The 23141-nt window shown below is 64.0% G+C and carries 22 protein-coding genes; 10 read left to right on the top strand and 12 right to left on the bottom strand.

Features of this window, described 5'->3' with window-relative positions; all coding sequences use genetic code 11:
• The 3 genes from N3J91_13325 to N3J91_13315 are packed head-to-tail and all read right to left on the bottom strand — an operon-like array spanning window position 1 to window position 2261.
• Window positions 1–453 carry a prepilin-type N-terminal cleavage/methylation domain-containing protein gene (locus tag N3J91_13325; GenBank protein ID MCX8157403.1) on the bottom strand — a complete coding sequence of 151 codons (453 nt, stop codon included), beginning with the start codon at window positions 451–453 and terminating at the stop codon, window positions 1–3.
• A gap of 3 nt (window positions 454–456) precedes the next feature.
• Window positions 457–969 carry a prepilin-type N-terminal cleavage/methylation domain-containing protein gene (locus tag N3J91_13320; protein MCX8157402.1) on the bottom strand — a complete coding sequence of 171 codons (513 nt, stop codon included), beginning with the start codon at window positions 967–969 and terminating at the stop codon, window positions 457–459.
• Complete coding sequence (locus N3J91_13315) at window positions 966–2261, bottom strand: type II secretion system F family protein (GenBank protein ID MCX8157401.1); 1296 nt, start codon at window positions 2259–2261, stop codon at window positions 966–968. Before N3J91_13315 ends, N3J91_13320 begins: the two co-directional genes overlap by 4 nt.
• A 151-nt stretch (window positions 2262–2412) precedes the next feature.
• On the opposite strand from N3J91_13315, the gene N3J91_13310 reads away from it, so the two are divergent.
• The 6 genes from N3J91_13310 to shc all read left to right on the top strand — a co-directional run bounded on the left by N3J91_13310 (window position 2413) and on the right by shc (window position 9392).
• Window positions 2413–3654 (top strand): beta-ketoacyl-[acyl-carrier-protein] synthase family protein, encoded by a 1242-nt coding sequence (locus tag N3J91_13310; protein MCX8157400.1) that lies wholly within the window; start codon window positions 2413–2415, stop codon window positions 3652–3654.
• On the top strand, window positions 3651–4679 hold the full coding sequence (locus tag N3J91_13305) for a hypothetical protein (protein MCX8157399.1): 1029 nt from the start codon (window positions 3651–3653) through the stop codon (window positions 4677–4679). The genes N3J91_13310 and N3J91_13305 overlap by 4 nt, the downstream gene beginning before the upstream one ends.
• A 56-nt stretch (window positions 4680–4735) precedes the next feature.
• Window positions 4736–5467, top strand: coding sequence for an SDR family oxidoreductase (locus N3J91_13300; GenBank protein ID MCX8157398.1), 732 nt, complete (start codon window positions 4736–4738; stop codon window positions 5465–5467).
• Window positions 5467–5757, top strand: a complete 291-nt coding sequence (locus N3J91_13295; protein ID MCX8157397.1) for an acyl carrier protein — start codon at window positions 5467–5469, stop codon at window positions 5755–5757. The genes N3J91_13300 and N3J91_13295 overlap by 1 nt, the downstream gene beginning before the upstream one ends.
• Before the next feature lie 75 nt (window positions 5758–5832).
• Entirely contained in the window at window positions 5833–7230 is a 1398-nt protein-coding gene (locus tag N3J91_13290; protein ID MCX8157396.1) for a tetratricopeptide repeat protein, read from the top strand.
• Window positions 7231–7415: 185 nt separating this feature from the next.
• A complete protein-coding gene (shc, locus tag N3J91_13285) occupies window positions 7416–9392 on the top strand; it encodes a squalene--hopene cyclase (GenBank protein MCX8157395.1) in 1977 nt (658 codons plus the stop codon).
• On the opposite strand, the gene N3J91_13280 is transcribed toward shc, so the two are convergent.
• A complete protein-coding gene (locus N3J91_13280; GenBank protein ID MCX8157394.1) occupies window positions 9389–10141 on the bottom strand; it encodes a GYF domain-containing protein in 753 nt (250 codons plus the stop codon). The genes shc and N3J91_13280 overlap by 4 nt on opposite strands.
• 232 nt (window positions 10142–10373) lie before the next feature.
• On the opposite strand from N3J91_13280, the gene N3J91_13275 reads away from it, so the two are divergent.
• The 3 genes from N3J91_13275 to N3J91_13265 all read left to right on the top strand — a co-directional run bounded on the left by N3J91_13275 (window position 10374) and on the right by N3J91_13265 (window position 13485).
• A complete protein-coding gene (locus N3J91_13275; GenBank protein ID MCX8157393.1) occupies window positions 10374–11099 on the top strand; it encodes a response regulator transcription factor in 726 nt (241 codons plus the stop codon).
• A gap of 122 nt (window positions 11100–11221) precedes the next feature.
• Window positions 11222–12424 (top strand): ROK family protein, encoded by a 1203-nt coding sequence (locus tag N3J91_13270; GenBank protein MCX8157392.1) that lies wholly within the window; start codon window positions 11222–11224, stop codon window positions 12422–12424.
• Between the two features lie 104 nt (window positions 12425–12528).
• Window positions 12529–13485 carry an amidohydrolase family protein gene (locus tag N3J91_13265; GenBank protein MCX8157391.1) on the top strand — a complete coding sequence of 319 codons (957 nt, stop codon included), beginning with the start codon at window positions 12529–12531 and terminating at the stop codon, window positions 13483–13485.
• A 22-nt stretch (window positions 13486–13507) separates the two neighbouring features.
• Here N3J91_13265 and N3J91_13260 read toward each other — a convergent pair whose 3' ends face one another.
• The 5 genes from N3J91_13260 to N3J91_13240 all read right to left on the bottom strand — a co-directional run bounded on the left by N3J91_13260 (window position 13508) and on the right by N3J91_13240 (window position 18416).
• Complete coding sequence (locus tag N3J91_13260) at window positions 13508–14551, bottom strand: LacI family transcriptional regulator (GenBank protein ID MCX8157390.1); 1044 nt, start codon at window positions 14549–14551, stop codon at window positions 13508–13510.
• 14 nt (window positions 14552–14565) lie between these two features.
• Window positions 14566–15450 carry an NAD(+)/NADH kinase gene (locus tag N3J91_13255; protein MCX8157389.1) on the bottom strand — a complete coding sequence of 295 codons (885 nt, stop codon included), beginning with the start codon at window positions 15448–15450 and terminating at the stop codon, window positions 14566–14568.
• Window positions 15395–16192: a TlyA family RNA methyltransferase gene (locus N3J91_13250; protein ID MCX8157388.1), complete on the bottom strand. Its 798-nt coding sequence runs from the start codon at window positions 16190–16192 to the stop codon at window positions 15395–15397. The genes N3J91_13255 and N3J91_13250 overlap by 56 nt, the downstream gene beginning before the upstream one ends.
• A gap of 107 nt (window positions 16193–16299) precedes the next feature.
• Entirely contained in the window at window positions 16300–17466 is a 1167-nt protein-coding gene (locus N3J91_13245) for an SGNH/GDSL hydrolase family protein (protein MCX8157387.1), read from the bottom strand.
• 8 nt (window positions 17467–17474) lie between these two features.
• Window positions 17475–18416, bottom strand: coding sequence for a PmoA family protein (locus N3J91_13240; protein ID MCX8157386.1), 942 nt, complete (start codon window positions 18414–18416; stop codon window positions 17475–17477).
• 89 nt (window positions 18417–18505) lie between these two features.
• Here N3J91_13240 and N3J91_13235 point away from each other — a divergent pair, with 89 nt between their 5' ends.
• Window positions 18506–19204, top strand: a complete 699-nt coding sequence (locus N3J91_13235; GenBank protein ID MCX8157385.1) for a TetR/AcrR family transcriptional regulator — start codon at window positions 18506–18508, stop codon at window positions 19202–19204.
• Here the strand turns inward: N3J91_13235 and N3J91_13230 are convergent.
• From N3J91_13230 to N3J91_13220, 3 genes are all read right to left on the bottom strand, one after another.
• Window positions 19201–19752, bottom strand: coding sequence for a transcriptional repressor (locus tag N3J91_13230; GenBank protein ID MCX8157384.1), 552 nt, complete (start codon window positions 19750–19752; stop codon window positions 19201–19203). The genes N3J91_13235 and N3J91_13230 overlap by 4 nt on opposite strands.
• Window positions 19753–19857: 105 nt before the next feature.
• The gene (locus N3J91_13225) at window positions 19858–21516 is read right to left on the bottom strand and encodes a hypothetical protein (protein ID MCX8157383.1); all 1659 of its coding nucleotides are present in this window, start codon (window positions 21514–21516) and stop codon (window positions 19858–19860) included.
• 140 nt (window positions 21517–21656) lie between these two features.
• Window positions 21657–23138: a DUF1501 domain-containing protein gene (locus tag N3J91_13220; protein ID MCX8157382.1), complete on the bottom strand. Its 1482-nt coding sequence runs from the start codon at window positions 23136–23138 to the stop codon at window positions 21657–21659.
• Window positions 23139–23141: the final 3 nt, after the last annotated feature.

Here is a 23141-nt window from a genome sequence, read left to right as displayed (position 1 = left end):
TTACCGCAAATCGACGTTGTCACTTTCAAACGCGGGGCGGCTGATGCCGCCTTTCATTTTGGAATCCGGTTTGTAGAGCCAGATGCTCAGGGTGTCATACAACAGCGGGCCCCGATCGGTGCGTTTGAAGACGAAGAAATCCGCCCGCCACAAGCCGTTGGAGGCCACGGGGTACTCGTCGCGCTCCCAGGTGAACCCCGGATAAGCGTCGCCAAAATCTCCGCTGGAGGTGGCTTCGTCGAGCATGTTGGTGACATAGCGCTCCGCCGCCAGCATGCCGGTGTCCGGCGCGCTGATCTGCAGGCCGCGCGCCGCGGCCAGACCGCGAGTCATCACCCCCAGGATGGAGAGCAGGGCGATAAAAAAGATCCCCACTGCAATCATCACCTCCACCAGGGTGAAGGCGCGGCGGGCGGGGTTCAGGAGTCGTCCCTCATGTCCATGCCATCTCATGTCTCAACGCCGGTAGCGGGTGGTCTGCTCATTTTCCAGCCGCGGCAGCGCGGTGATGCAGTCCAATTCAATGAAACGCTGCTCATGCCGGGCGGAGGAGAACACCACGGTAAATTCGTCACTGGTGCCGTTGGGATAAAAGCGCACCGGCGCGTGGTCGAATTCGCGCACGTCCACAAAATTGACCTCCAACGCGTCAATGCCCACGTTTTGCGGCACCACAAACGAGCCTTTGCCCGGCGCTTCAAAAGCGCGCTCGCGCGGCCGCAACATCAGCGTCTGCGTCTGGCCGCTTAAAATCGCCTGGGCCCGGGCCGCCTGGCAGGCCTCCATCATGGCGGTGACGGTGGCGCGCAGGGCGTCTTTCTCGGCCGCCCGGAAGATGGCGGGGATGCCGATGCCCACCACCAGCCCCATGATGGCCACCACAATCATCAGTTCCACCAAGGTGAACGCCCCCCGCCCCGCGCCCGCCGCGGGTCCACCTGTCACCTTTGCGCCCGGCCGCCGCTTCATCCGCGTCCAATGCTGTTGGTGATTTCAAACATGGCCGAGAGGATGCTGAACAGGAGCAGCCCCACGCCCACGGCCATGACGATGATCATCACCGGCTCAATCAAATTGGTCATCACCCGCAACGCCAAGCTCAACTCATTTTCATAGGTATCGGCCAGATTGCGCAACGCCCCCGGCACATCGCCGGTTTCCTCGCCAATCTTGATCAAATCAATCATGAGCTGCGGGAACACCTTGCTGCGCGCCAGCGGCTGGGCCAGGGTTTTGCCATCGGTCACCGCTTCGCGGGTCTGGGCAATGGCCTCCTTCAACACCTGGTTAGGGATGACCTGCTCAGTGATCTTGAGGGCCGTGAGCACCGGCACGCCATTTTGCAGCAGCGTCGCCAGCACCCGCGCGAATTGGGCGTACAGGTTGAGCCGGAAAATCTGCCCCACCACCGGCAGGCGCAGCTTCCAGCCGTCCAGCGTGCGCCGGCCGCCCGGGGAGTTTTTGAAGCGCATGAACAGCACTGCCAGCGCCGAGATCACCAGGCCGGAGATCACCCAGAAACTGGGGCTGACCATCAAATCGCCCACTTTCATCAAAATCTGTGTGGGCCGCGGCAGGGGGACCTTGATGCCTTCAAAGATCTCCTTGAATTTCGGCAGCATGAAGGTCATGAAGAAAACGATGATGCCAATGCCGACGAACGTCACCACCGCCGGGTAGATCAGGGCCGACACAAACTTGGCCTGCACCTCCGCAAACCGGGTGTAATGTTCTGCCAGCCGCCGCAACACATCCACCAGCGCGCCGCTTTGCTCGCCGGCCCGCACCATGTTCACGTACATGTCGCTGAAAATCAGCGGCTGCCGCGCCATGGCATCGGACAGGCTCCGGCCTTCGGTGACATCCTGCCGCAACTGGCGGCTGACCTCCGCCGGAATACCCTTGCTTTCCAGATGGGTCATGCTGTTCAGCGCCACGGTCAGCGGCATGCCCGAGTGCAGCAGATTCGCCAGTTGCTGGGTAAAGGTGGCCACCTCTTGCAGTTTGGGCCGGCGCTGGCGCAGAAACAGCTCCCGCAGCCCCGGCGGCAACAGGGCCGACGCCCCGGCCGCGGCGGGGGCACCGACGCCCTTCCGGGCCGCCTTGTCCACCACCACGCCGCCCTTGGGCTGGTCCACCATCACGGGCAGCAGCCCCAGACGCTCGATTTGCGCCAGCGCGGCGGAGCGGTCCGGCACCTCCAACACCCCGGTGACCACCTCGCCGTTGCGGCGGCGGGCTTTGTAAGTAAATTGCGGCATACGCAGCAACGCCAGTTTGCTTTACTCCACTAACCCGTTCAAAGCCAAAAGTTGCTCGGGCCCCGGCGCATCTGCCCGCGCCGCATCATCCAAGTTTGACTTCACCCCGGGATATTCCTAAGTTTGGCGCGCCGTAGGGGCATTTTGAGGCGTGTTATTTCAAGCCGGCCAGTGCAGCACATCCGCCGCCCGGGTGGTCATCACCGGGGCCGGCATCATTACCGCCCTGGGCCGGGGGTGGCAAGCCAACGCCGCCGGTTTTCGACGGGGAAAACCCGCCTTTCGGCCGGTAAGCCTGTTTGATGTGTCCCGGCAGCGCGCCAAAACCGCCGCCGAAGTGGAATTGCCGATGTCCGAGCCGCCCCCTGGCATTCATCCCCATGAATGGCGGCGCTGGGACCGCGCCAATCATCTGCTTTATCACGCTGCCCGGGAAGCCTGGGAGCAGGCCGGTTGGGAGAAACACCAGCCGATCACCATGGTTTTGGGCACCACCAGCGCCGGCATGGGACGGGGGGAGGAGTATTTTCGCCATGCCCTCACTCACCCCCGGAACTTCCGCGCCCAGGCCGGCCGCGGCCTGCATTACCAGGCCCAGCGCCAGGCCCTGAACGTCCAGCGCGCCCTGGGTTTTCACGGCCCCACGATTTTCATCGCCAACGCCTGCGCCTCCGGCGCCAACGCCATTGGCCACGCCTTTGATCTGATCCGCTGGGGCCTGGCCGAGCGCGTTTTCGCCGGGGGTTACGATGCCCTGAGTCAACTGGTGTTTTGCGGGTTTGACTCGCTTCAATCCCTTTCCCTGACCCAATGCCGGCCCTTTGACCGCCGGCGGGACGGGCTGGCCTTGGGCGAAGGCGCCGCCGTGCTGGCGCTGGAAAGCGAAATGCACGCCCGCCAGCGCGGCGGGGAAATCCTGGGAGAAATTGCGGGTTATGGCGCGGCGACTGACATCCACCACCTGACCCAGCCTCATCCGCAAGGCGAGGCGGCGCTTCAGGCCATGCAGGAAGCCACGGCCATGGCAGGACTCCGCCCTGAACAGGTGAGTTACATCAACGCCCACGGCACTGGCACTCCGCTGAACGACAGCGCCGAGGCCGCCGCCATTCAACGCTGGGCGGCCTCACAGCAAGCCATCCCCCCCGTGAGCTCCACCAAGGGTGTCATCGGCCATTTGTTGGGGGGAGCGGGCGCGGTGGAGGCGGTGGTTTGCTTGATGGCCTTGCGCGAGCAATGGCTGCCCCCCAACGCCGGTTGGGAAGTGCCCGATCCGGCCTGTGCCCTGCCCATCGTCAACCAGCCTCAGGAGGCGGTGTTGGAATACGCCTTGAGCAACTCTTTTGGTTTTGGCGGGGCCAATGCCACCCTAATCCTGCGCCGCCGGCCATGAGCCAGATCACCTTCCATATCCTCGGCTTGGGGGCTGTCAGCCCTGCGGGATGGGGTGTGGCCGCGCTGCGGGAAGCCGTGCTGCGCCATGAGCCGTTGCCGGTGAACGAGCTGGAGCGGCCGGGCTGGAGCACCCCGCTGCCAGCGCGCAAAGTGCCGCCGCCCCCGACGCGGCCCGGCTTCCTGGCGCATCCGCGTCTGCGGCGCACGAGCAACATCAGTCATTTTACCGTGGCTGCGGCGTTGGAGGCGCTGGGCCATCCTTCCCCCCTGGCGCCGCGGCCGGGGCTGGGCCTGATTTTCTGCACCATGGCGGGGCCACTGAATTACACCCGGCGGTTTTATGCCGAGGCACTTCGGGATCCGCTCACCGCCAGTCCGATGTTGTTCCCGGAAACCGTGCTCAACGCCCCGGCCAGTCATCTGGCCGCCCTCCTGGGCCTGACCGGGCCGGTTTATACGCTCATTGGCGATGACACCGCCTACCTCGCCGGCCTGGCGCTGGCCGCCCAATGGTTGAGTGCCGGGCGTGTCGAGCAATGCCTGGTGGTGGCCGCCGAAGAACTGGACTGGCTGCCCGCCGACGCCTTTCGTTTGTTTCTGCGCCGGCACATTGCCAGTGAAGGCGCCGGCGCCGTGTTGCTGGGCCGCCGCCCGCCGTCTGGGGCCGCGCCGCACCTGGCCGCGGTGAGCGATCCCTTTGCCTATGTGCTGCCGGGAGGACGATCAGCCGCCATGCGCGCCGCCCGCCAGCAAATGCAACCTTTTGCCAGCCCCCGGGCTTTGCTGTGTGACAGCCGCATGGCCTTGCCGCGCCATGATGGCGTCGAGCGGGAAGCCTGGAGCGACTGGCCGGGCCAACAGCTTGCAGTGCGCAGCCTGCTGGGCAACGCCTTCACGGCCGCCACCGCCTGGCAGACGATTCTGGCGGCGGATGCCGTGGCCCAAGGCCAGGCCACGGCGGGAGTCGTGAGCGTTGCCGGTTGCAACCATCAAGCCATGACTGCCGCCTGGGTGCGCGGATGAGGTGATTTGCAGTTGCCGTCCCCGGCGACTTTCCGGCACTATCCCCTCCCGTTATCATGCAAGCGCGGGTCGTGTTGATTACCGGTGGCAATGGCAGTTTGGGACTGGCCATCGCCCGTGCTTTCCTGCAGGAGTCACCCGCCAATCGCCTTTGGCTGGGCGTGCGCCAGCACCGCGAGCGCGCCGAAGCCCTGGGCGCGGAATTTCCCGGCCGCTGCGCCTGTGTTGAGCTGGAGGTCACCAGCGAGGCCTCCTGGCAACAGACGCTCGGCGCCCTGGAGCAACAGGAAGGGCGCCTGGATGTTTTGGTGAACAACGCCGGCCGGCATCAGGACATGCTCCTGGGCCAGATGCCCAGCGAGGTGTGGCGGGACATTGTGCGGGTCAACCTGGAAGGCGTGTTTCTGGGATGCCAGGCCGCCCTGCCCCGGATGATTGCCCAACGCCAGGGGCGTATCGTCAACATCGCCTCCTTGAGCGCCCTGCTTGCGCCGGCCGGCCAGACCAACTACGCCGCCGCCAAGGCGGGCGTGATTGCTCTCACCCAGTCTCTGGCCAAGGAAGTGGCCCGGTTGGGCATCACTGTGAACGCTGTTTGCCCCGGGTACATCGAGAGCGGGGATCTGATGCAACTGCCGGAGACTGAACGCCAGGCCCGCGCCCGCCAGGTGCCCATGCGGCGGTTTGGCCGCCCCGAGGAAGTCGCCGCCGCGGTGCGCTTTCTGGCCAGCGCCGAGGCGGGTTACATTACCGGGGCGGTGCTCAAAGTGGACGGAGGAATTCTTTAATGGACACGCAGGCAATCAAAGCGCAAATCAAACAGTTGATGGTCGAGAACCTCATGCTGCAGGTCGCCGCCGGGGACATTGGCGATGACCAGGCGTTGTTTGGCCCCAACAGCCTGGGGCTGGACAGCGTGGACGCCCTGCAGTTGGTGGTCATGCTTGACAAGCATTTTGGCCTGAAGATTGCCGATCCCGAAACCGCCCGGCGCGTCCTGCAAAACATCAACACCATGACGGAGGCCGTGCTGCAAAACCGCGGCGCCAGCACCGGCAGCGCCGGCCCGCCCGCGTAAATCAGGACTTGCCCGGCCGGCGGCTTTGATGTGGAATAATGCAAGCCTGCAAAGCAAAGTGGGACCTGAGTTGTTATGCCTGAGAAAACCATCAATGAAATCCCGCCGGCAGTGCGCGAGATTTTTGAGAAGGGCAAGGTTGCCCTGCAACGCAACATCCTGGATTACGCGTTCATTCATTTCGAGCAGGTCCTGGCCCGCGAACCCGGTTTCTACGAGTGCCGCGAGCTGCTGCGGGCCGCCCAGTTCAAGAAAGCGGGGGCCAAAGCGGGGCTGTTCAAGAAGGTGATCGGCGCCGCCAGCTCGCAACCGCTGGTGGCCAAAGCCCAATTGGCCATGCGCAAAGACCCCATCGAAGCCATCGCCATTGCCGAACAAATCTTGAACAACGACCCGCATAATTCCGCCGCCCACCGCGTGCTGGCCGAGGCCGCCCTGGCGGCGGATTTTCCGCGCACCGCCATCTTGTCGCTGGAAATTCTCGCCAAGGCCTCGCCCAAAGACCGCGCCCTGCGCCTGCAACTGGCCGAGGCCTACCAGCGCATCCATCAGATCGCCAAGGCGGAGGCCATCTACAGCGAAATGCTGAAGGCCAACCCCAACGATGCGGAAGTGGCCCAGGCCTACAAAAATCTCTCCGCCCGGCGCACCCTGGATGAAACGGGCTTTGGCGCGCTGGCCGATGGTCAGGGCAGTTACCGCGACGTCCTCAAAGACAAGGAGGAAGCCGTGGCCCTGGAGCAGGAAAGCCGGCAGGTGAAAACCGAAGATGTCACCACGCAGCTCATCCGGGAAAAAGAGGAGCGCCTGGCGCGCGAGCCCAACAATCTGAAAGTGCTGCGCGATCTGGCCGAGCTGCATGCGCAGAAGAAGGATTACGACAAGGCCCTCGAATACTACGAGCGCATCCGCAATTCCGAAGGCGGGGCGGATCCCTCGCTGGAAAAGGCCATCGCGGACACCAACCTGAAACGGTTTGATTATCTCATCGAATCGCTGGATCCGAACATCCCGGAGCAGGCGCAGCAGATCGCGCAGCTTCAGGCCCAGAAACAGGAGTTTCAGTTGAACGATGCCCGCCAGCGGGTGGAGAAATATCCCACCGACCTGCAGCTCCGCTTCGAGCTGGGCGTGCTCTACTTCAACGCGGGCAAGATCAGCGAGGCCATCCAGGAGTTTCAGAAAGCGCAAAACAATCCCGCCCGCCGCATTGCGGCCATGAGTTATCTGGCCCAGTGCTTCGCCCGCCGCGGCATGAATGACCTGGCCGCCCGCAAATTCCAGGAGGCCCTCAAGGAAAAAGTGACCTTCGACGACGAAAAGAAGGAGCTGCTGTACGCCCTGGGTTGCGTGCTCGAGAAAATGGGCAAGAAGGAGGAGGCCATCGAGCAGTTCAAGCTCATCTACGAGGCGGACATCGGCTACAAGGACGTGGCCGCCAAGGTGGACGCCTACTACGCCAGCCAGGGCTGACCGGGGCCGTCAGCCCCGCCGGTTCAGGGTCCCGCCGGTTGCGCCGCGCCGGAAAAGGTGTGCAAAAACACTTTACAGACCGGCAGCCCGCACGCACATTTAACGCCATGTCGCGGAATACGACTGCGGAAGGGAAACAGACCGCCCTCCGGGAGGCATCCCAAGCATACCGGTCAGTAAACGCGCTGGAGCAAGCCATGGCGCGTTCGCAACAATACCTGCTGAGCCAGCAGCGGGACGGTTGCTATTGGATTGGTGAGTTGATTGTGGACGTCACCCTGGTGGCGGACATGGTGGCCTACCACCATTGGAATGGCAAAGTGGACCCGGAGTGGCAGCGCAAGGCGGTCAACCACATCTTTTCGCTGCAACTGCCCGAGGGCGGCTGGAACATCTATTACGGCGGCCCCTCGGAGGTGAACGCCACCATCAAGGCCTACCTGGCCTTGAAACTGGCCGGCGTGCCCATCACTGATCCCCGCATGCTCAAAGCGCGCGAAGTTGCCAAAAACCTCGGCGGCGTGCCGCGCATGAACACGTTTTCCAAACTCTATCTGGCGCTGCTGGGGTTGTATCCGTGGAAATACGTGCCCACCATTCCCTGCGAGGTCATCCTCCTGGGCAAATGGTTTCACGTCAACTTCCACGACATGAGCAACTGGACCCGCGCCATGCTCGTGCCGTTGGCCATCATCAATCATTTCAAGCCCACCCGCCGGCCCAACCCGCCGGTGGATTTGGACGAGCTTTACCCGGACGGCTACCAGGAGCATCAGTTGGCTTTGGCCCCCGATCCCAAATGGTTCACCTGGCGCAATTTCTTCCTGTGGCTCGACAAACTGCACAAGTTTGCCGAGCTGTGGGCGCGGGCCGGCATCCATCCCTTCCGGCGCACGGCGCTCAAACGCGCCGAGAAATGGATGCTCGAGCGCTTCGAAGGCAGTGACGGGCTGGCCGCCATCTTTCCGGCCATGCTCAACTCGCTCATCGCCCTCAAGGCGCTGGGCTACCCCGATGACCATCCGGAAGTGGTGCGCGCGGAGCGGGAGCTGAAAAAGCTGGAGCACGAAGAAAAAGACACCGTGCGCATCGAGCCATGTCTTTCGCCTGTGTGGGACACGGCCATCACGCTCATCGCCTTGCGCGAGTCCGGCGTGCCCGCCGATCATCCCCAACTGGTGGCCGCCACCCGCTGGCTCATGGATCGCGAAATCCGCTTCCGGGGGGACTGGGTGCATAAAAACCCCGCGCCCGTCGAACCCAGCGGCTGGGTCTTTGAGTTCAACAACAAATGGAATCCGGACGTGGACGACACCGCCATGGTCCTGCTGGGCCTGCGCCTGGTTCCCACCGATGACCCCCGCCGCCGGGATGAAGTCTTTCAGCGCGGGTACAAGTGGATGCTCTCCTTCCAGTGCAAAGACGGCGGCTGGGCCGCCTTTGACAAGGATTGCACCAAGAGCGTGCTCACCAAGGTGCCCTTTGCGGATCACAACGCCATGTTGGACCCGGAATGCGCCGACATCACCGCCCGCATCCTGGAAGTCATGGGCAAGGTGGGCACCCCGCTCACCGATCCCCAGGTGCAACACGCGCTCGAATATCTCCGGAAGGAGCAGCAGCCGGACGGCTCCTGGTTTGGGCGATGGGGCGTGAATTACATTTACGGCACGTGGCAGACCCTCCGCGGGCTCTCCGCCCTGAACTATCCCATGCACGAGCCCTGGCTCTTGCGCGCCCGGGACTGGCTCGAAAGCGTGCAACACGAAGACGGCGGCTGGGGGGAACGCTGCAACACTTACGATGACCCGGTCTTCAAAGGCCAGGGCCCGAGCACGGCCTCCCAAACCGCCTGGGCCTTGATGGGTTTGCTGGCCTTCGGCGACCCCGACCGCCCCAGCATCCGCCGCGGCGTCGAATATCTGATCCGCACCCAGAACCCGGACGGCTCGTGGTCGGAGGACGAGACCACCGGCACCGGTTTCCCCCAGGTGTTCTACCTGAAATACGACATGTACCGGAACAACTGGCCGCTGCTCGCGCTGGCGGAATACAAGAAGCTGTTGGAGGCCAAAGCCGCCGCTGAAGGTCCCAACGGCCGCCGCCATCCACAGGCCATCGGCGCCGACGCTGTGAACGCCAACTCTTCGCGCCGGGCTTAACGCGGCGGGCGGCGCGTGATGGGGTATCGCAGGGTGTGTGTGGGGATCGAGCACGTCGGCTCGGTCATCATGTCCCCAATCGTGTAGGTGCCGCCGGCAGGGCAAACGGGTTTCTCCTGAAAAAATTTGCCCGGCCCCACCAGGTCCTCCCACGTGGGCGCCTCGGCTCCCCGCTGCTTGTTTTCGCGCACCCACTGCTCCTTGGCCGCATCAATCTGCCGCAAATGGTTGAGACAGGCATTGCGCTGGGCGGTTTCGCGCGCCCGGTAGAGATTCGGCAGCCCCACCGCCAACAGGAAGATCAGCATCACCAGCCCCAGGGCGAGCGATACGGCCAGCCCCGCCACCGCCAGCCCGCGCCCCCACCAGCGGCCCGGCTCGCGCCGCAGCTTCACCAACGCCGCCACCCCCAGCGCCACGCCCAACAAGCCGGACAAACCCAGCGTGCACGGCGTTAACAGCCCAGCCACCAGGGAGCCAACCGCCAGGCCGCTCACGCGCGGCCCTGCCGCGGCGGTTGGCGGGGCGGCGGCCACCGCCGCGGGCGCCACCATCACCGGCGGGGGAATCACCACATCCGCAAGCTCCGGGATCGTGCCCACCGCCCGCCATTCGGGGTTGTCGGCACGGCGCACCAAACTGGCCGCGTTGAGCCGCCCCTCCTGCAGCCATTGCCGGACCATCGGCAGTTCCACCGGCCCGTATTCACGTTGATCCGCCCCGCGTACCAGGTACTTCACGGCTTCCATGTCTTGAGGATGGCGCAAGGCTGGCACAGGGGGGCCGCGGGGGGCAACCGCAAAAGCCAAAAAAAGTGCTTGCCAAGAAACGGAAGAATTTTTAATTACTTAATTATGTTAATAAATTATTGCCACCCCCGCCCAAGCGGCTTCGCTCCGCACACCGCCGCACGCCCCGGCCGCAGGCTGCCGCCGGGACGCCGGGGGCCACATCCCGCGTCCACCCCTGCTTGAAACGGCCATGGCCACCACCCTCACCCTCATCTCTGCCGATCCGGCCTGGTGCGCCCGGCTGGTTCCTCTGATCAACGAATCGCCCTCGTTTCACTGCGTAGGCGTTTATGCTTCAGCCGCCCAATGGTGCGCGCACTGCCGAAACAGCCCTTCCGATTTGCTGCTGCTGGATGTGGACTGGCGGGAGGCCGGCTGGCCGGTGGAGGTGAATCGCTTGTGCCTGGCCCACGCGGAAACGGCCGTGGTGGTGGTGGCGCCGGACGAAAACCCGGAGCGGCTGGTGGCGGCCATGGCCCAGGGCGCCTGCGGGTATGTGTTGCGGCATGAACCTCCGCCAAGCCTGCTGGGCAAGTTGGAGCAACTGGCGCGGGGCCTGTCGCCTGTCTCCGCCGCAGTGGCACGCCAGCTCATCCAACGGGTGCAGGGTCAGACAATGGCCAGCCGGCATCTGGCCCGGCTTTCCTCGCGGGAAAAAGAGATCCTTGAATACCTGGCCCTGGGTTACCCCTACAAACAGATTGCGGATCAATTGGCCATCAGCATCAACACTGTGCGGACTTACGTCCGCCGGCTCTATGCCAAGCTGGAGGTCCCCTGCCGCGCCCACGCGGTGCTGAAATGCCAGCCTGCGCCGTGGGGGGCCGTGCCACCGTTGCGCGCGGGCCCTGCGCCCAACACCTTCAGCGCCCTGCCGCAAAGATGCGACTTGCCAAATGAGCGCAAAGTGGTTTAAGGACTGAGCGCAGTAGGTCTTGCAGCCTGCACCCGCGCAAGCGTGCGCCGGGCAAAGGCAGGCAGCGAGATGGCTCATGGCCTCCTGGGTCGCAAGCCTCTGGAGCAGTCCGCATAGATATCATGGTTGGAATCAGCACGGCAGCCATACCCGCCTCCCTGCGGCGGGCCAACGAACGCACCCTGCTGGGGGCTTTGATGCGGCTGGGTGAGGCCAGCCGCGCGGAACTGGCCAAGGTGGCCGGACTAAGCCAGCCCACCATCGGCAAAATCACTTCCGAGCTGCTTGAGCTGGGCGTGCTCCTCGAGGACGATGAGTCGGCCCTGCCCAACGGCGTGGAGGAAGCCGCCCCCAAAGTGGGCCGGCCCGGGCGGCGTCTGCGGTTGAACGACGAGCAGCAACGTTTTCTGGCCATCGAGCTGGATGTGGCCGAAACCCGCCTCGCGGCCCTGCCCTTGCGCATGCGCGAGGACAACTGGACCCACCGTTTCGCCACCCCGGATTCTCCCCAGGCCTGGCAGGCACAACTGGCGCGTACCATCAAAAAACTCTCTCTCCACGGATTATGGGGAACGCTCATCAGCGTGCCGGGGATTGTGGATGAAAAAGCCGGCCGGGTGTTGTTTTCCCCCAATCTGCACTGGTCGGAAAAGGTCAGCCTGCCGGAACTGGTGCAGCAGGTGGTCAAACTGCCCGCCCTGATGATTCAGGAAATCCGCGCCCTGGCATTGGGTCACTTGGCCACTCATCCTGAAGCGCAGAACTTTCTCCTGGTGGACTTTGGCCAGGGGGTCGGCGGCGCCATCGTCAAACAGGGCAAGCTCTATGACAATCCCCTGCCCTTGTGCGGCGAGCTGGGCCATACCCCGGTGGCCGGCAACCAGCGCCTGTGCGGTTGCGGCGCCCGTGGCTGCGTGGAGACGCTGGTGTCGCGCCCCGGTTTGCTCCGGAGTCTGGCCGAGGCACGCCACGCCCACCGCAGCCCGTCGTGGGCGGAGCTGGTGGCGGAGATCGAGCAGCACGGCATGCCCGCATGGCTGGCTGATTCCTTGGAGGCCGCCGCCACTGTTATTGCCGGCGCGCTGAATGTGCTGGGACTGCGCCAGGTGGTGCTCCCCGGCCATCTGGTCGAACTGCCCCCCGCCGTCATTGAATATCTCAGCCGGGCCATCGAGCGGGGCGCCATGTGGGCGCGGTTTGGCGAGGTGCTCTGCACTGCCGCGCCGCGGCATCGCGCCGCCGGGCTGGCGGTGATGGGCATGGATCGCCTGCTCGTGCCCGTGTCCCACCAGGAGGGTCTGCGCTCCCTCAAGGCGAGGGCTTGAATGGCGGCCGCCGCCAGGACCCGGTTTTTACCGGGACCGTCTGCGTTCTTGCTTGTGCCACGCAGGGATTTCTTTTATCAAAGGCTCGCGCAATGCATTGATTTATGAATTGGAATCGCCGCCACTTTGTGCAATCCACCGCGCTGGCCACCGCCGCGCTGGCCACCAGCACGCCCGGCTGGGCCGCCGCCAAATCCGCCCCGGCCAAAGTTTCCTTTGTGGACTGCCACACCCACATCTATGACCCCACCCGTCCCCAGGGGGTGCCTTGGCCGCCCCGCGAGGAGGGCCGCCTCTACCGCCCCGTGCTGCCGGCGCATCTGCGCAAAGTGTCAGCCAAACACCGCGTGGCGGGCACCATCGTCGTTGAAGCCAGTGAATGGCTGGCCGACAATGATTGGGTGCTTGAGCAGGCCGCCCGGGATAAATTCATCCTGGGCTTTGTGGGCCGGCTGGCTCTGGAAGATCCTGAATTTGAAAAACACCTGCGCCGGCTCAGCCGCAATCCCCTCTTCCGCGGCATCCGCGTGCGCGGCGCCGCCTCGCCCAAGGCCACGGAGAAATCCGCCGAGCGCGCGCTGGGTTTGCTGGCGGACTTCGATTTGACGCTGGATTTCAACTGCCTGCCCACGCAACTGCCGGCGGCCGCGCAGGTGGCCAAACAGAATCCCCGCCTGCGCATCGTCATCAATCACCTGGCCAACCTCACCATTGACGGGAAGGCCCCGCCGGCCCAGTGGGTGGACGCCATGAAAGCGGTGGCGGAGCATGAGCGGGTTTTTCTCAAGGTCTCGGGGCTGGTCGAGGGCACACGCCGCGATGATTTTCGCGCCCCGCGCGAGCTGGACTACTACCGGCCGGTACTGGATGCCGCCACGGAGATTTTTGGCATCAACCGGCTGATCTTCGGCAGCAATTATCCTGTCAGTGAGCTGTTCGCCCCCTACGACATCGTGATCGGGCTTATTGAAAAATACTTCGGCGAGAAAGGCCCCGAAACGCTGCGGCTGGTGGCGATGGAGAATTCCCGGCGGGCCTACTTGTGGAAGGAGCGGAAGTAGCGGCCACGATCCCGGCCTGAGTTCAGGACGCCGGGGAGATGGAAGATTCGCCGGCCGGCGCCGGGGGAGGCGCCGTGCTTTGCCGCACGATGACCTGGGCCGGCAGCCGCACCGACTGCACCACCTCCCCTTTGAGCAAGCCCAGCAACAATTCAAAAGCCGTGCGTCCCAAACGCAACTTGGGCTGCCGCACGGTCGTCAAGGGCACGCGGAAATGCTCCGCCAGCAGCACATTGCCAAAGCCGGCCACCGAAATGTCCTGCGGGATTTGCCAGCCCTGACTCAGGAGAAACCGGGCCGCACCAATGGCCACCAGATCATTCACTGCCATCAAAGCGGTGGGCCGCACCGCCTCCTGGGCCAGTTGTGCGGCGGCCTGCTCCCCCTCCTCGATTGTGGCCCCGGCGTGAAACACCAGCCGATCATCCGGTTCAATGCCCGCCTCGCGCAAGGCCGTCCGGTGCCCCTCCAGACGCTCGCGATTGCCGGGCGAAATCACCGGCCCGGCCAGGTAGGCAATGCGGCGATGCCCCAGCTCCAGCAGATGCGCCGTCAACTGCCGGCTGGCCTCAAAGTCCGCCGTCTCGACCGCCACCAGGTGCTCACAGAAGGGGGCGCGATGTCCCAGCAACACGGTTTTTACGTTGCGCCGGCGCAGCTCCTCGTAGATGGGGGCCGTGGGTTGCAAGCGGTACACCGGGCTGATGAGCAGCCCCTCCACATGCCGGGACAACATGCGGCGAATCACCTGCTCCTCCCGCGCGGGATCGTTTAACGTATGGGCCAGCAGTAAATCATAACCATGCGCATGGGCCTGTTCTTCCAAGGCCAGCAGCACCCGTCCAAACATCGGATTGGTCACCGCCGAAATGACCACCCCCAACAGCCGGGTACGGCGGCTGCGCAAGCCCCGCGCCATGGCGTTGGGCATGTACCCCATCTCCTCGGCCAGGGCCCGAATCCGCGCCTTGGTGGCGGCGGAAACATCCGGCGCGTCGTGCATCACCTTCGAGACGGTCATCACCGTCACCCCCGCCCGGGCAGCTATGTCTTTCAAGCGTACCATGCCGCAAGTGTACCTCAGACGTGCGCGCCGCTCCAACCCAGTTTGCAGCGCAGCGTGTTGAAAAAATTGGCCCCGTGCAACCGCACCAGTCGCACACTGCGCCGGCTGCGGGTGATTTCCACCGCCGCGCCCACCGGCAGGGTCAGCGCCGGCTCCCCATCGGCCGCCAGCATCACCTGCGGCAGGGCGGTGAGCGACACCACCTTGATGACATCATGCAGGCTCAGGATCACGGAGCGGTTGGAAAGCGTGTGCGGGCAGATGGGCGTCAAGGCAAACGCCTGGGCGGCCGGATGCACGATCGCGCCCCCTGCCGCCAGCGAGTAGGCCGTGGAGCCGGTGGGCGAGCTGATGACCAGTCCGTCACAACGGTAGCGCGTCAGCTCCTCGCCGTTCACATACACCTCCAGCTCCACCAGCCGTGAGCCGCCGCTTCGGCTGATCACAAAATCATTGAGCGCCCGGTAGGCCACCGGCCGCCCCTCGTGCATCGCCGTGGCTTTGATGAGCGGACGCACATCCAGATCAAACTCCCCGGCCAGCACCCGCTCCAGCGCCGCCTCCAGGCCCTGGGAAGAAACGGTGGTGAGAAAGCCCAGGCCGCCGACATTCACCCCCAGAATCGGCGTCGGCGCGCCGCCCACGTCCCGCGCCGCCCGCAACATGGTGCCGTCCCCGCCAAAAACCAGCAGCAGATCACAGGCGTGAGCCAGCTCGGCCGGGGTGGGCACACATTCCCCGTGCAGCCGCGCCAGCCGCCGGGTGCCGCTCTCCGTCAACACCTCGCGTCCCGCCTGCCGCAGCCAGCGTTCGGCCTTGTGCAACACCGCGCGGCAGTTGGGTTTATCCGGGTTGGCCAGCAGCCCCACCCGTTGGATTTTGTGCGGATTCGTTTTCAAGCCACACCCAAAACTCTTTATTGCCTGCGGGCCCCAGAATAGGGGACTCCGTAAGCCCCCGCCAGCGCAAATTACCCTGGCCTGCCACGAAATCCGCCAGCTCCCGCAACACGCGCTCGTGAATGGCGGGATCACGGATGACGCCGGCGCCGCGATCGGCCTCGGCCTTGCCCGCCTCAAACTGCGGTTTGACCAGGGCCAGAATGCCGGCCCCGGCCCGCGCCACGCGCACGGCGGCAGGCAGGATCTTGCGCAGGGAGATGAACGAGCAATCAATAACCACCAGGTCCGCCCCCGCAAACTCAGGCCCCAAATCTGCGGGCTGCAAATAACGCGCATTGGTGCCTTCCCGCACCACCACCCGCGCATCCTGCCGCAGCTTCCAGGCCAACTGACCCGTCCCCACGTCCACCGCGTACACCCGCGCCGCGCCGTGTTGCAACAGGCAATCAGTGAAGCCGCCCGTGCTTGCCCCCAAATCCACCGCCACCCTGCCCGCCACCTCCACGCCAAAATAATGGAGGGCATGTTCTAATTTAAGGCCGCCACGGCTGACATATTTCTCCCGTTCGACCACCTCCACCACGTCGTTTTCCCTGACCGGCTGGCTTGGTTTGGCGGCCTTGTGCCCCCCCACCCGCACCTGTCCCGCCAGAATCAGCCGCTGGGCTTTCTCGCGGCTGGGCGCCAGCCCGCGGGCCACCAAAGCCACATCCAACCGGATGGATCCTCGTGTTGCCATGTGCCAAGACCGCCGGAAACTAACCCGGGCTGAGCTCCTTTCCAATCCCAATAACACCGGCCACTCCACCCGCGGGATCTTTCTTCCAAGGGCGATTGCTTGTTGACTTAGTCAGGCGCTCTTTTCAAAGCGCTGTCCGAATCTCCGGCTGCAACAGCCTCCGCGTTATCCAAGGCGATGGAGTTGGGGAGCCAGGACGCCTTGATTTCATTGCCTGGCCCTGACAAAGGCGCCCGTTGCCGCAGAAAATCGGCCAATTTGCGGGCGTACTCGGCCTGGGAGCGGGCGCTGGGATGATCATCGTGGGGGAGGTTGCGGCTGCCCGGCTCGGACAAACTCACCGAGATGTCCACGGTGGGAATGCCCAGCTCGGCGCAGGCCTGCAACACGCGCGCGGTGTCCTTGCCACGGGTAATGCCCGCCACCACCAAATAAACGCCTTCCTCGCTGCACTGCCGGGCAAACTGGCGCAACACCGCCAGGCTCACCGCCTGGCCGCGCGCCCAGCGGCTTTCGAGTGCGCAGTATCCCTGCTCCAACCAGTTCACCAGCGCCCAAGTCTGCTGCCCCGGCCAGGGGACGTAATCCATGGGGGTGTGTTCCACGATGAGGCAGCCGTGGCGGTCCAGCCGCGCCCACGGTTGATGAATCGGCCCCAGCCGGTTGTACGGCGCCACGGCTTTGCGGCGGGCGCGGGTGAGCACATTGCGTTCATCGTGGAAATAGGCGTAATCCACCACCACCACCCGGGGCCTGGGCAGGCGCGTGGAAAACTCCTGGTACTGCAACCAGGCATGCAGCGTGCCATAGCCGTTCACGCCAAAGTTGAAGACTTCGTATTCCGGCAGCAGTTGCTGCAACTGCCACGGCATGGTCTCTTCATCGTTCAATGACCATCCGTGCACAAACGAGCATCCCATCACCCACAACCCGGGCCGGGCGGGTTTCTTCTGTCCCGGCGAATGGGTGAGGCGCAGCGTGTTGGTATCGTGGGTCATCTTGAAAGTGTAACCGTCGGCCAGCGTCACGGTGAACTGGCCCGGCACATGGGTGTAACCTAATTTCGGGTGCGCCTGGAACAGCCGCCCCCCGGGCTCAACTTTCAGGTTCACCGTTGCCGGAGCAAAGGGGCGATGCCCCAAAAGCCGCGCCACCCCCTCCAACAAGGCCAGCGCCAGCAAAAGTGCCAGCGGCCCAAACATCCCCAATGCCAGCCAGCGGCGGCGCGCCCGCCGGCCGGCTGCTGCAGCCGTGGCCTGATTTGGCACACTCATGCCCGCCCTTACTGCTGGCGCTGATACCGCTCCACCTCCCGCTGCAGTCGCTCCGGGGTCCACCGCCCCGGATGAATCATCACCCGATACCGCAACGTCAAAGTCTCGCCCTGCTTCAAGGTGTGCGGCCCAAAACACACCACGGCCGCATTCACAAAGCGCATGGGCCCGTCATTGATGACATACCACGGCGAAGGCGCATTAAGATTTTGCGGATGATCCAAAAAAGCGATGCCACATTCCTTGTCCCCCACCCGGCCGGAATAATCCACCGCCGCCGCCTTGCCGCGGTAACGGCCGGTGGCCAGCGAAACTGCGCCCGTGGGCGTGCAGACTTGAACGTCCTCAAACTCGCGCACCAGCCGCACCGACAAACCGGCGTATCCCCCCGGCCCCCGGCCATCCGGGCCGGGAGGCGGCGGGGTGCGATCCAGAATCACCTGGGGCGCCAGCGCGGTGAACACGCACACCCAATCCTGTTGTTGGGTGCCATCGGCCCCGGGCGGCGCAATTTCAAGGATGCGTTGCTCCCGCATCACGGCGCTCCCCTGGGCCGGCCGATAGGTCAGCTCCATCTGCAGGCGCGCGGAAGAATCGGGCCGTGTTTCCACCTGGGGAGCCGTCCATTCCGTCCGCCCGGCGGGCAGCCCCGTTCGGGCATCCTCCTCCCAATAATTCACCTGGTTCAGGTATTTCCACGAAAACCATAACGCGCAATGCCAGCGATGGTCGGCGGGCCGATGCCAGGTCAGCGCCGGCCCGCCGGGCAGGGCCACTGGATGAAAACACGGCTTCGTTTCCTGCTCGCCAAAACGAAATTGCCACAGCACCTGGCCGTCCTGCGTCAATGCCACTTCCCCCGGCGCCTGTTTCCAGGCATGAGCGGCCCTTGCGCTGGCGGCGGCGCCCACCAGACACATGGCAATCCCCAAAATCCATGGTGCACGCATAAAGGTATGCTAACCCTCCGGCCCCTCCGATGCAATGACGTCCGGCGGGTTTGACAGTTGCCCTTCACCCGCCTAAGCTGCGGGCGCACATGAAGGCCCAGGATGCCTCAGCCCGGGAGCGTTTGCTGCGCGCGGCACTCAAGCATTTTGCCGAGCGCGGGTATGCCGGCGCGTCCGTCCAGGATATTGTGGATGATGCCAAGGTCACCAAACCCACCCTGTACTACTATTTTGGCAACAAGGCGGGCCTTTACCACGCCCTGATTGACCTGGCTTACGATGAGCGGCTGCGGCTGTTGCAGGAGTCTGTGATCCAGGCCGGCCCCTCGCTTGAGGCCCAACTCATCTCGCTCATCCAGGCCCAATTTGAATTTGCGCGCCGCAATCGGGAGCTGATGCGCATCGGCTTTGCCACCATGTTTGCCGCCCCCCGCGAGGTGCCCAACCCCGCCTATTGCCTGGCCCGCGCCCAGCGCAATTTCAACTTTGTCGTCCAACTGGTGCGCGAAGCCCAACAGCGGCGGGAAATTGATCCGGCCCTGGATGCCACGGAAGCCACCCTGGCCATCTATGGCATGATGGCCTTTCATGTGCTGGCGCACCTGGCCAATCCGGATCATGGCCTCAATCAGACACGGGCCCAATTTATCACCCGCGTCTTCTTGCAAGGACTGCACGGAGCACAGGCGGCCTCACGGCAAAAATCAACTCCTGCGCCTCCCCCCCGAAGGCGGGCGATTCACAGGAAGTCCCCGCCGGCCTTCCGCCGGTCCGCCCCTGGCCGCTAGGCGGAGCGTCCGGGCCGGCGCCGCCTGCCGCCCCTGCCGGCGCCCGGCGGAGCGGGATGCTCGTGCGCATGCTCCTCCTCGTCCTTGTTTTTGCAGATGCCGCGCCGGCGCAATTCCTCGCAGGAGGCGGTGAGCTGCAGGCGCCGGGCCTGGGGTTTGAAGCCCATTTTGAAACTGATCTCGTCCTCCCGCTTCAGCAGCAGCTCGTCCTCAAATTCAAAAATCTTGTTGCAGTCCACACAAATGATGTGGTTGTGCTCCGGGTGCTCCGCGTAATTGGGATCGTAATACTTCTGCCCCCGCCCGAAATCCATCTCGCGCACCAGCCCGCTGGCCGTCAACAAGGGCAGCGTCCGGTACACGGTGGCACGTGAGACTGTGGGATCCACCGCCCGCGCCCAGCCCAGCAATTGCTCGGCGGTAAAGTGCTCGCTGGTGCTGAAAACGCAATCAATGATGGCGCGGCGCGGGCCAGTCAGCCGCAATTTCTGGCGCGCGAGAAATTCAAGGAAGCGTTCTTTGGCCGCTTGCCGCCGGGCGCTCAACATACCTTCACACTCTAAACCAAACCGCCCATTCTTCAACCCTGAAGCATGGCCCTCAACGCTGCCGGAGGCCCGGCAGCCCGGTCGTGCCGGCGAATGCGGCCGTGCTCATGGAGGCCCTTGCAACAAAGCGCCAAACTCTTTCAACAACCCATATTTCCTCGTCCAGGGGGTGTACATGAATCCGCGCACGCGGGGGAGGTTTTTGGCCGCCGCCAGCCATCCCCGGGTGGATTGCAGATCATCCGCATCATAATAGCAGGCCACCAAAGTGGAGAATCCCTGCCGGGCGAAGAACTCCAGGCTTTTGGGGCGCGGATCACCGCCCCAGACGGCGATCACCAGATCTTTGGGCACATGATTCCATGAGCCGGTAAAATCGCCTTCCACCAAATAATAATCGCCGTGTGCATTGTGATTCGGATCCAACATGTCCGACCACACATAAATCTGCGCGCCGGGGTTATGCTGGCGCAGCGCCCCGGCCTGCCGCGTCACGCATTGCCCCAGCAGCTTCGCCATGTCCGCCCCGCGGCAGGCCATGCAGGTGCCCCCCATGCGCACTTCGTCCATGTTCAACATGATTTTACGCGGACGCACCTTTTCCGCCAGCAGGCGCGCCTCATGGTCAAAGATTTCATACAACGCCGGCTCGGCCATGCAGACCGTGACCTGGGATTCATGGATGACCATGGGATGATACCAGCTCACGCGCACCCGCTGGCCGTCCTTCAGGCGCGAGCCGGGCAGCAGTTTCAAGGCGGGCGAGGGCCGCTCAATCTGGTAGAAATTAAACTGCGGATCCGTGAGCGGCGCATAATCCCGCCCCTCCGAGTACGTGATCTGCAAATCTTCGCTGCGCACCGTCACCGGCGTGCCCGGACGCAGCAACACATTGAGCGGGCCCACTTCCTCCAGGGACCAGTCATCCGTCCAGAATCGCCCCGCCCGGCCGCCCCACACCCCCACATAAAGGCGCACCAGGGTGTTGGTCAGGCTGTTGAACACCAGGGAAAGCCGCCGCCAATCGCTGGTGGCGGGCAGATTGAATTCGCGCGGGGCCAGACTGCGGTTGCCCGCCAGCACCTGCACCCGCAGGGCGCCCGCCGGCTGCAAATTCTCGGTCTTCACCCAGACGCTCACCCGGTAGCAGCGCCGGGGTTCCACGCGGATTTCCTGCATGACCCGCCCATGACCATGGGGATTGGACGCAAAATTCTCCATCCGCAACGCGGCCTGGCCGCCGTGCTTGACGGCGGTGTCCACAAAACTCACCTCGCCCGGCTGATCATGGAAATTGAAGCCGCGAAACCGCTGGCCATTGTATTCTTCAAAGCCCGCATTGTTTAACGTCACCGGCGAGGGCACATGCCGGGCCTCAGTTCCTTTCACCTCAAACACCGCGTTCTCCACCCACAGCCCTTCGGCCAGATTCCGGTCATGCCCTAAAATGCCGCCCCCGTAACCCACCGAAAAGAGGGCAGGAATAAACTCCAGTTGGTTGGAGGCGCAGGCGGCCTTCACGGCCTCCAGGCGCCGGAAGTAGTCGGCGTTGCGTTTGCACAAGGTATCCAGGCCGAAGGAAAACATGGCGCCGTTGAAGCCGCTGCGTCCCGCCGACTCCAATACCCGGTTGATCTCCTCCACGTCGGCATCCCGGCCCAGCCCCCAGCCAAACACCCAGACGAAGCGGTCCGAATACGTGGCGCTTTGCGCGGCCAGAAGAGTCCCAAGAAAAAATGACACTGCAAGCAAGCGTGGCTGCATGGGAGGCATCCTAAGGCCCGGCGCAAGGTTTGTCAGGCCCAAATGAACCGGCCGGCAGGCACGCCCTGGTCCTGTCCGCCAGCCAGGGACGCCGTGCCCAAGCTGGGGCACCAGCGACACCGGCGCGATGGCCGGATTAGTTAAATCAAAATATCCTTGATCACCTTCGATGGTTCCACGCCCGTCAACCGCTGATCCAGCCCCTGAAACCGATACGTCAACCGCTCGTGATCAATGCCCATGCAGTGGAGGATGGTGGCGTTCAAGTCGCGGATGTGCACCGGTTTATCCACGATGTTGTAGCTGAAATCATCCGTCTCGCCGTACGTGATGCCCGGTTTGACGCCCCCGCCCGCCAGCCAGACGCAGAAATTGCGCGGATGATGATCCCGGCCGTAGTTGTCGCGGGAAAGCGGGCCCTGGCAATAGACCGTGCGGCCAAACTCGCCCCCCCACACCACCAAGGTATCCTCGAGCATGCCGCGCTGCTTCAAATCCTTGATCAATCCCGCGCAGGCGTGATCCACATCCCGGCATTGCAGGGGCAGATCGCGCGGCAAATCGCCATGATGATCCCATTCCCGGTGAAAAATCTGAATCACCCGCACCCCGCGCTCGGCCAGCCGGCGCGCCAGCAGGGCGCTGTGGGCAAAAGTGCCGGGTTCCGTCACCTCCGGCCCGTACAGTTTGAGCACTTCCGGCGGCTCCTTGGAAATGTCCGTCAATTCCGGCACCGAAGCCTGCATGCGAAAAGCCATTTCGTATTGGGCAATGCGGGTTTGGATTTCCGGATCCCCATAACGCAAGAACTGCTGCTCGTTCATGCGATTCAAGGCCTGCAGCATGTCCCGCCGCGCCTCCGCGTCCACCCCCGGCGGATTTTTTAGAAAGAGCACCGGATCGCCCTTGGCCCGCAACGCCACTCCCTGGTATTTGGAGGGCAGAAAGCCGCTGCCCCACAATCGCTGGTAAAGGGCCTGCGCATCGCGTTTGGCGGACCATCGCGGGGTCATGACTACAAACGCCGGGAGATTGTCGCATTCGCTCCCCAGGCCATAGGCCAGCCATGAACCCAGACTGGGACGCCCGGGAATCTGGCTGCCGGTCTGGATATAGGTCACCGCCGGATCATGGTTGATGGCCTCGGTGTGCACCGTTTTGATGATGGCCAGCTCGTCGGCCACGGTCGCCGTGTGCTGCAACAGCTCGCTGAACCATGCGCCGCTCCGGCCATACTGCTTGAACTTGTAAATGGATGGGGCGATGGGAAATCGCGTCTGGCCGGAGGTCATGGTCGTCAGCCGCTGATTGCCGCGCACCGAGGGGGGGATGTCCTTGTCAAACAGCTCCGCCAGCTTGGGTTTGTAATCCAGCAGATCAATCTGCGACGGCGCCCCATTCATGAACAAGTAAATGATGCGTTTGGCCTTGGGCGCAAAATGCGGCAGGCCCGGCAGGGCCGGATGCGGATGTCCGGCCGGCCGGGGGCCGCTGCTCACGGCAGCTTTCAGCACCTCGGGAAACAGCAGCCCGGCCAGCGCAATGCGGCCCACCGCCAGGCCGGCATTTTTGAAAAAGTGCCGGCGATTTTGCAGCGTGATGAATTCGTCCAGCGGATGCATGCG

It is taken from the genome of Verrucomicrobiia bacterium, assembly GCA_026414565.1.
Classification (GTDB): domain Bacteria; phylum Verrucomicrobiota; class Verrucomicrobiia; order Limisphaerales; family Fontisphaeraceae; genus Fontisphaera.
This window is presented reverse-complemented; position numbering and strand designations above follow the sequence as displayed.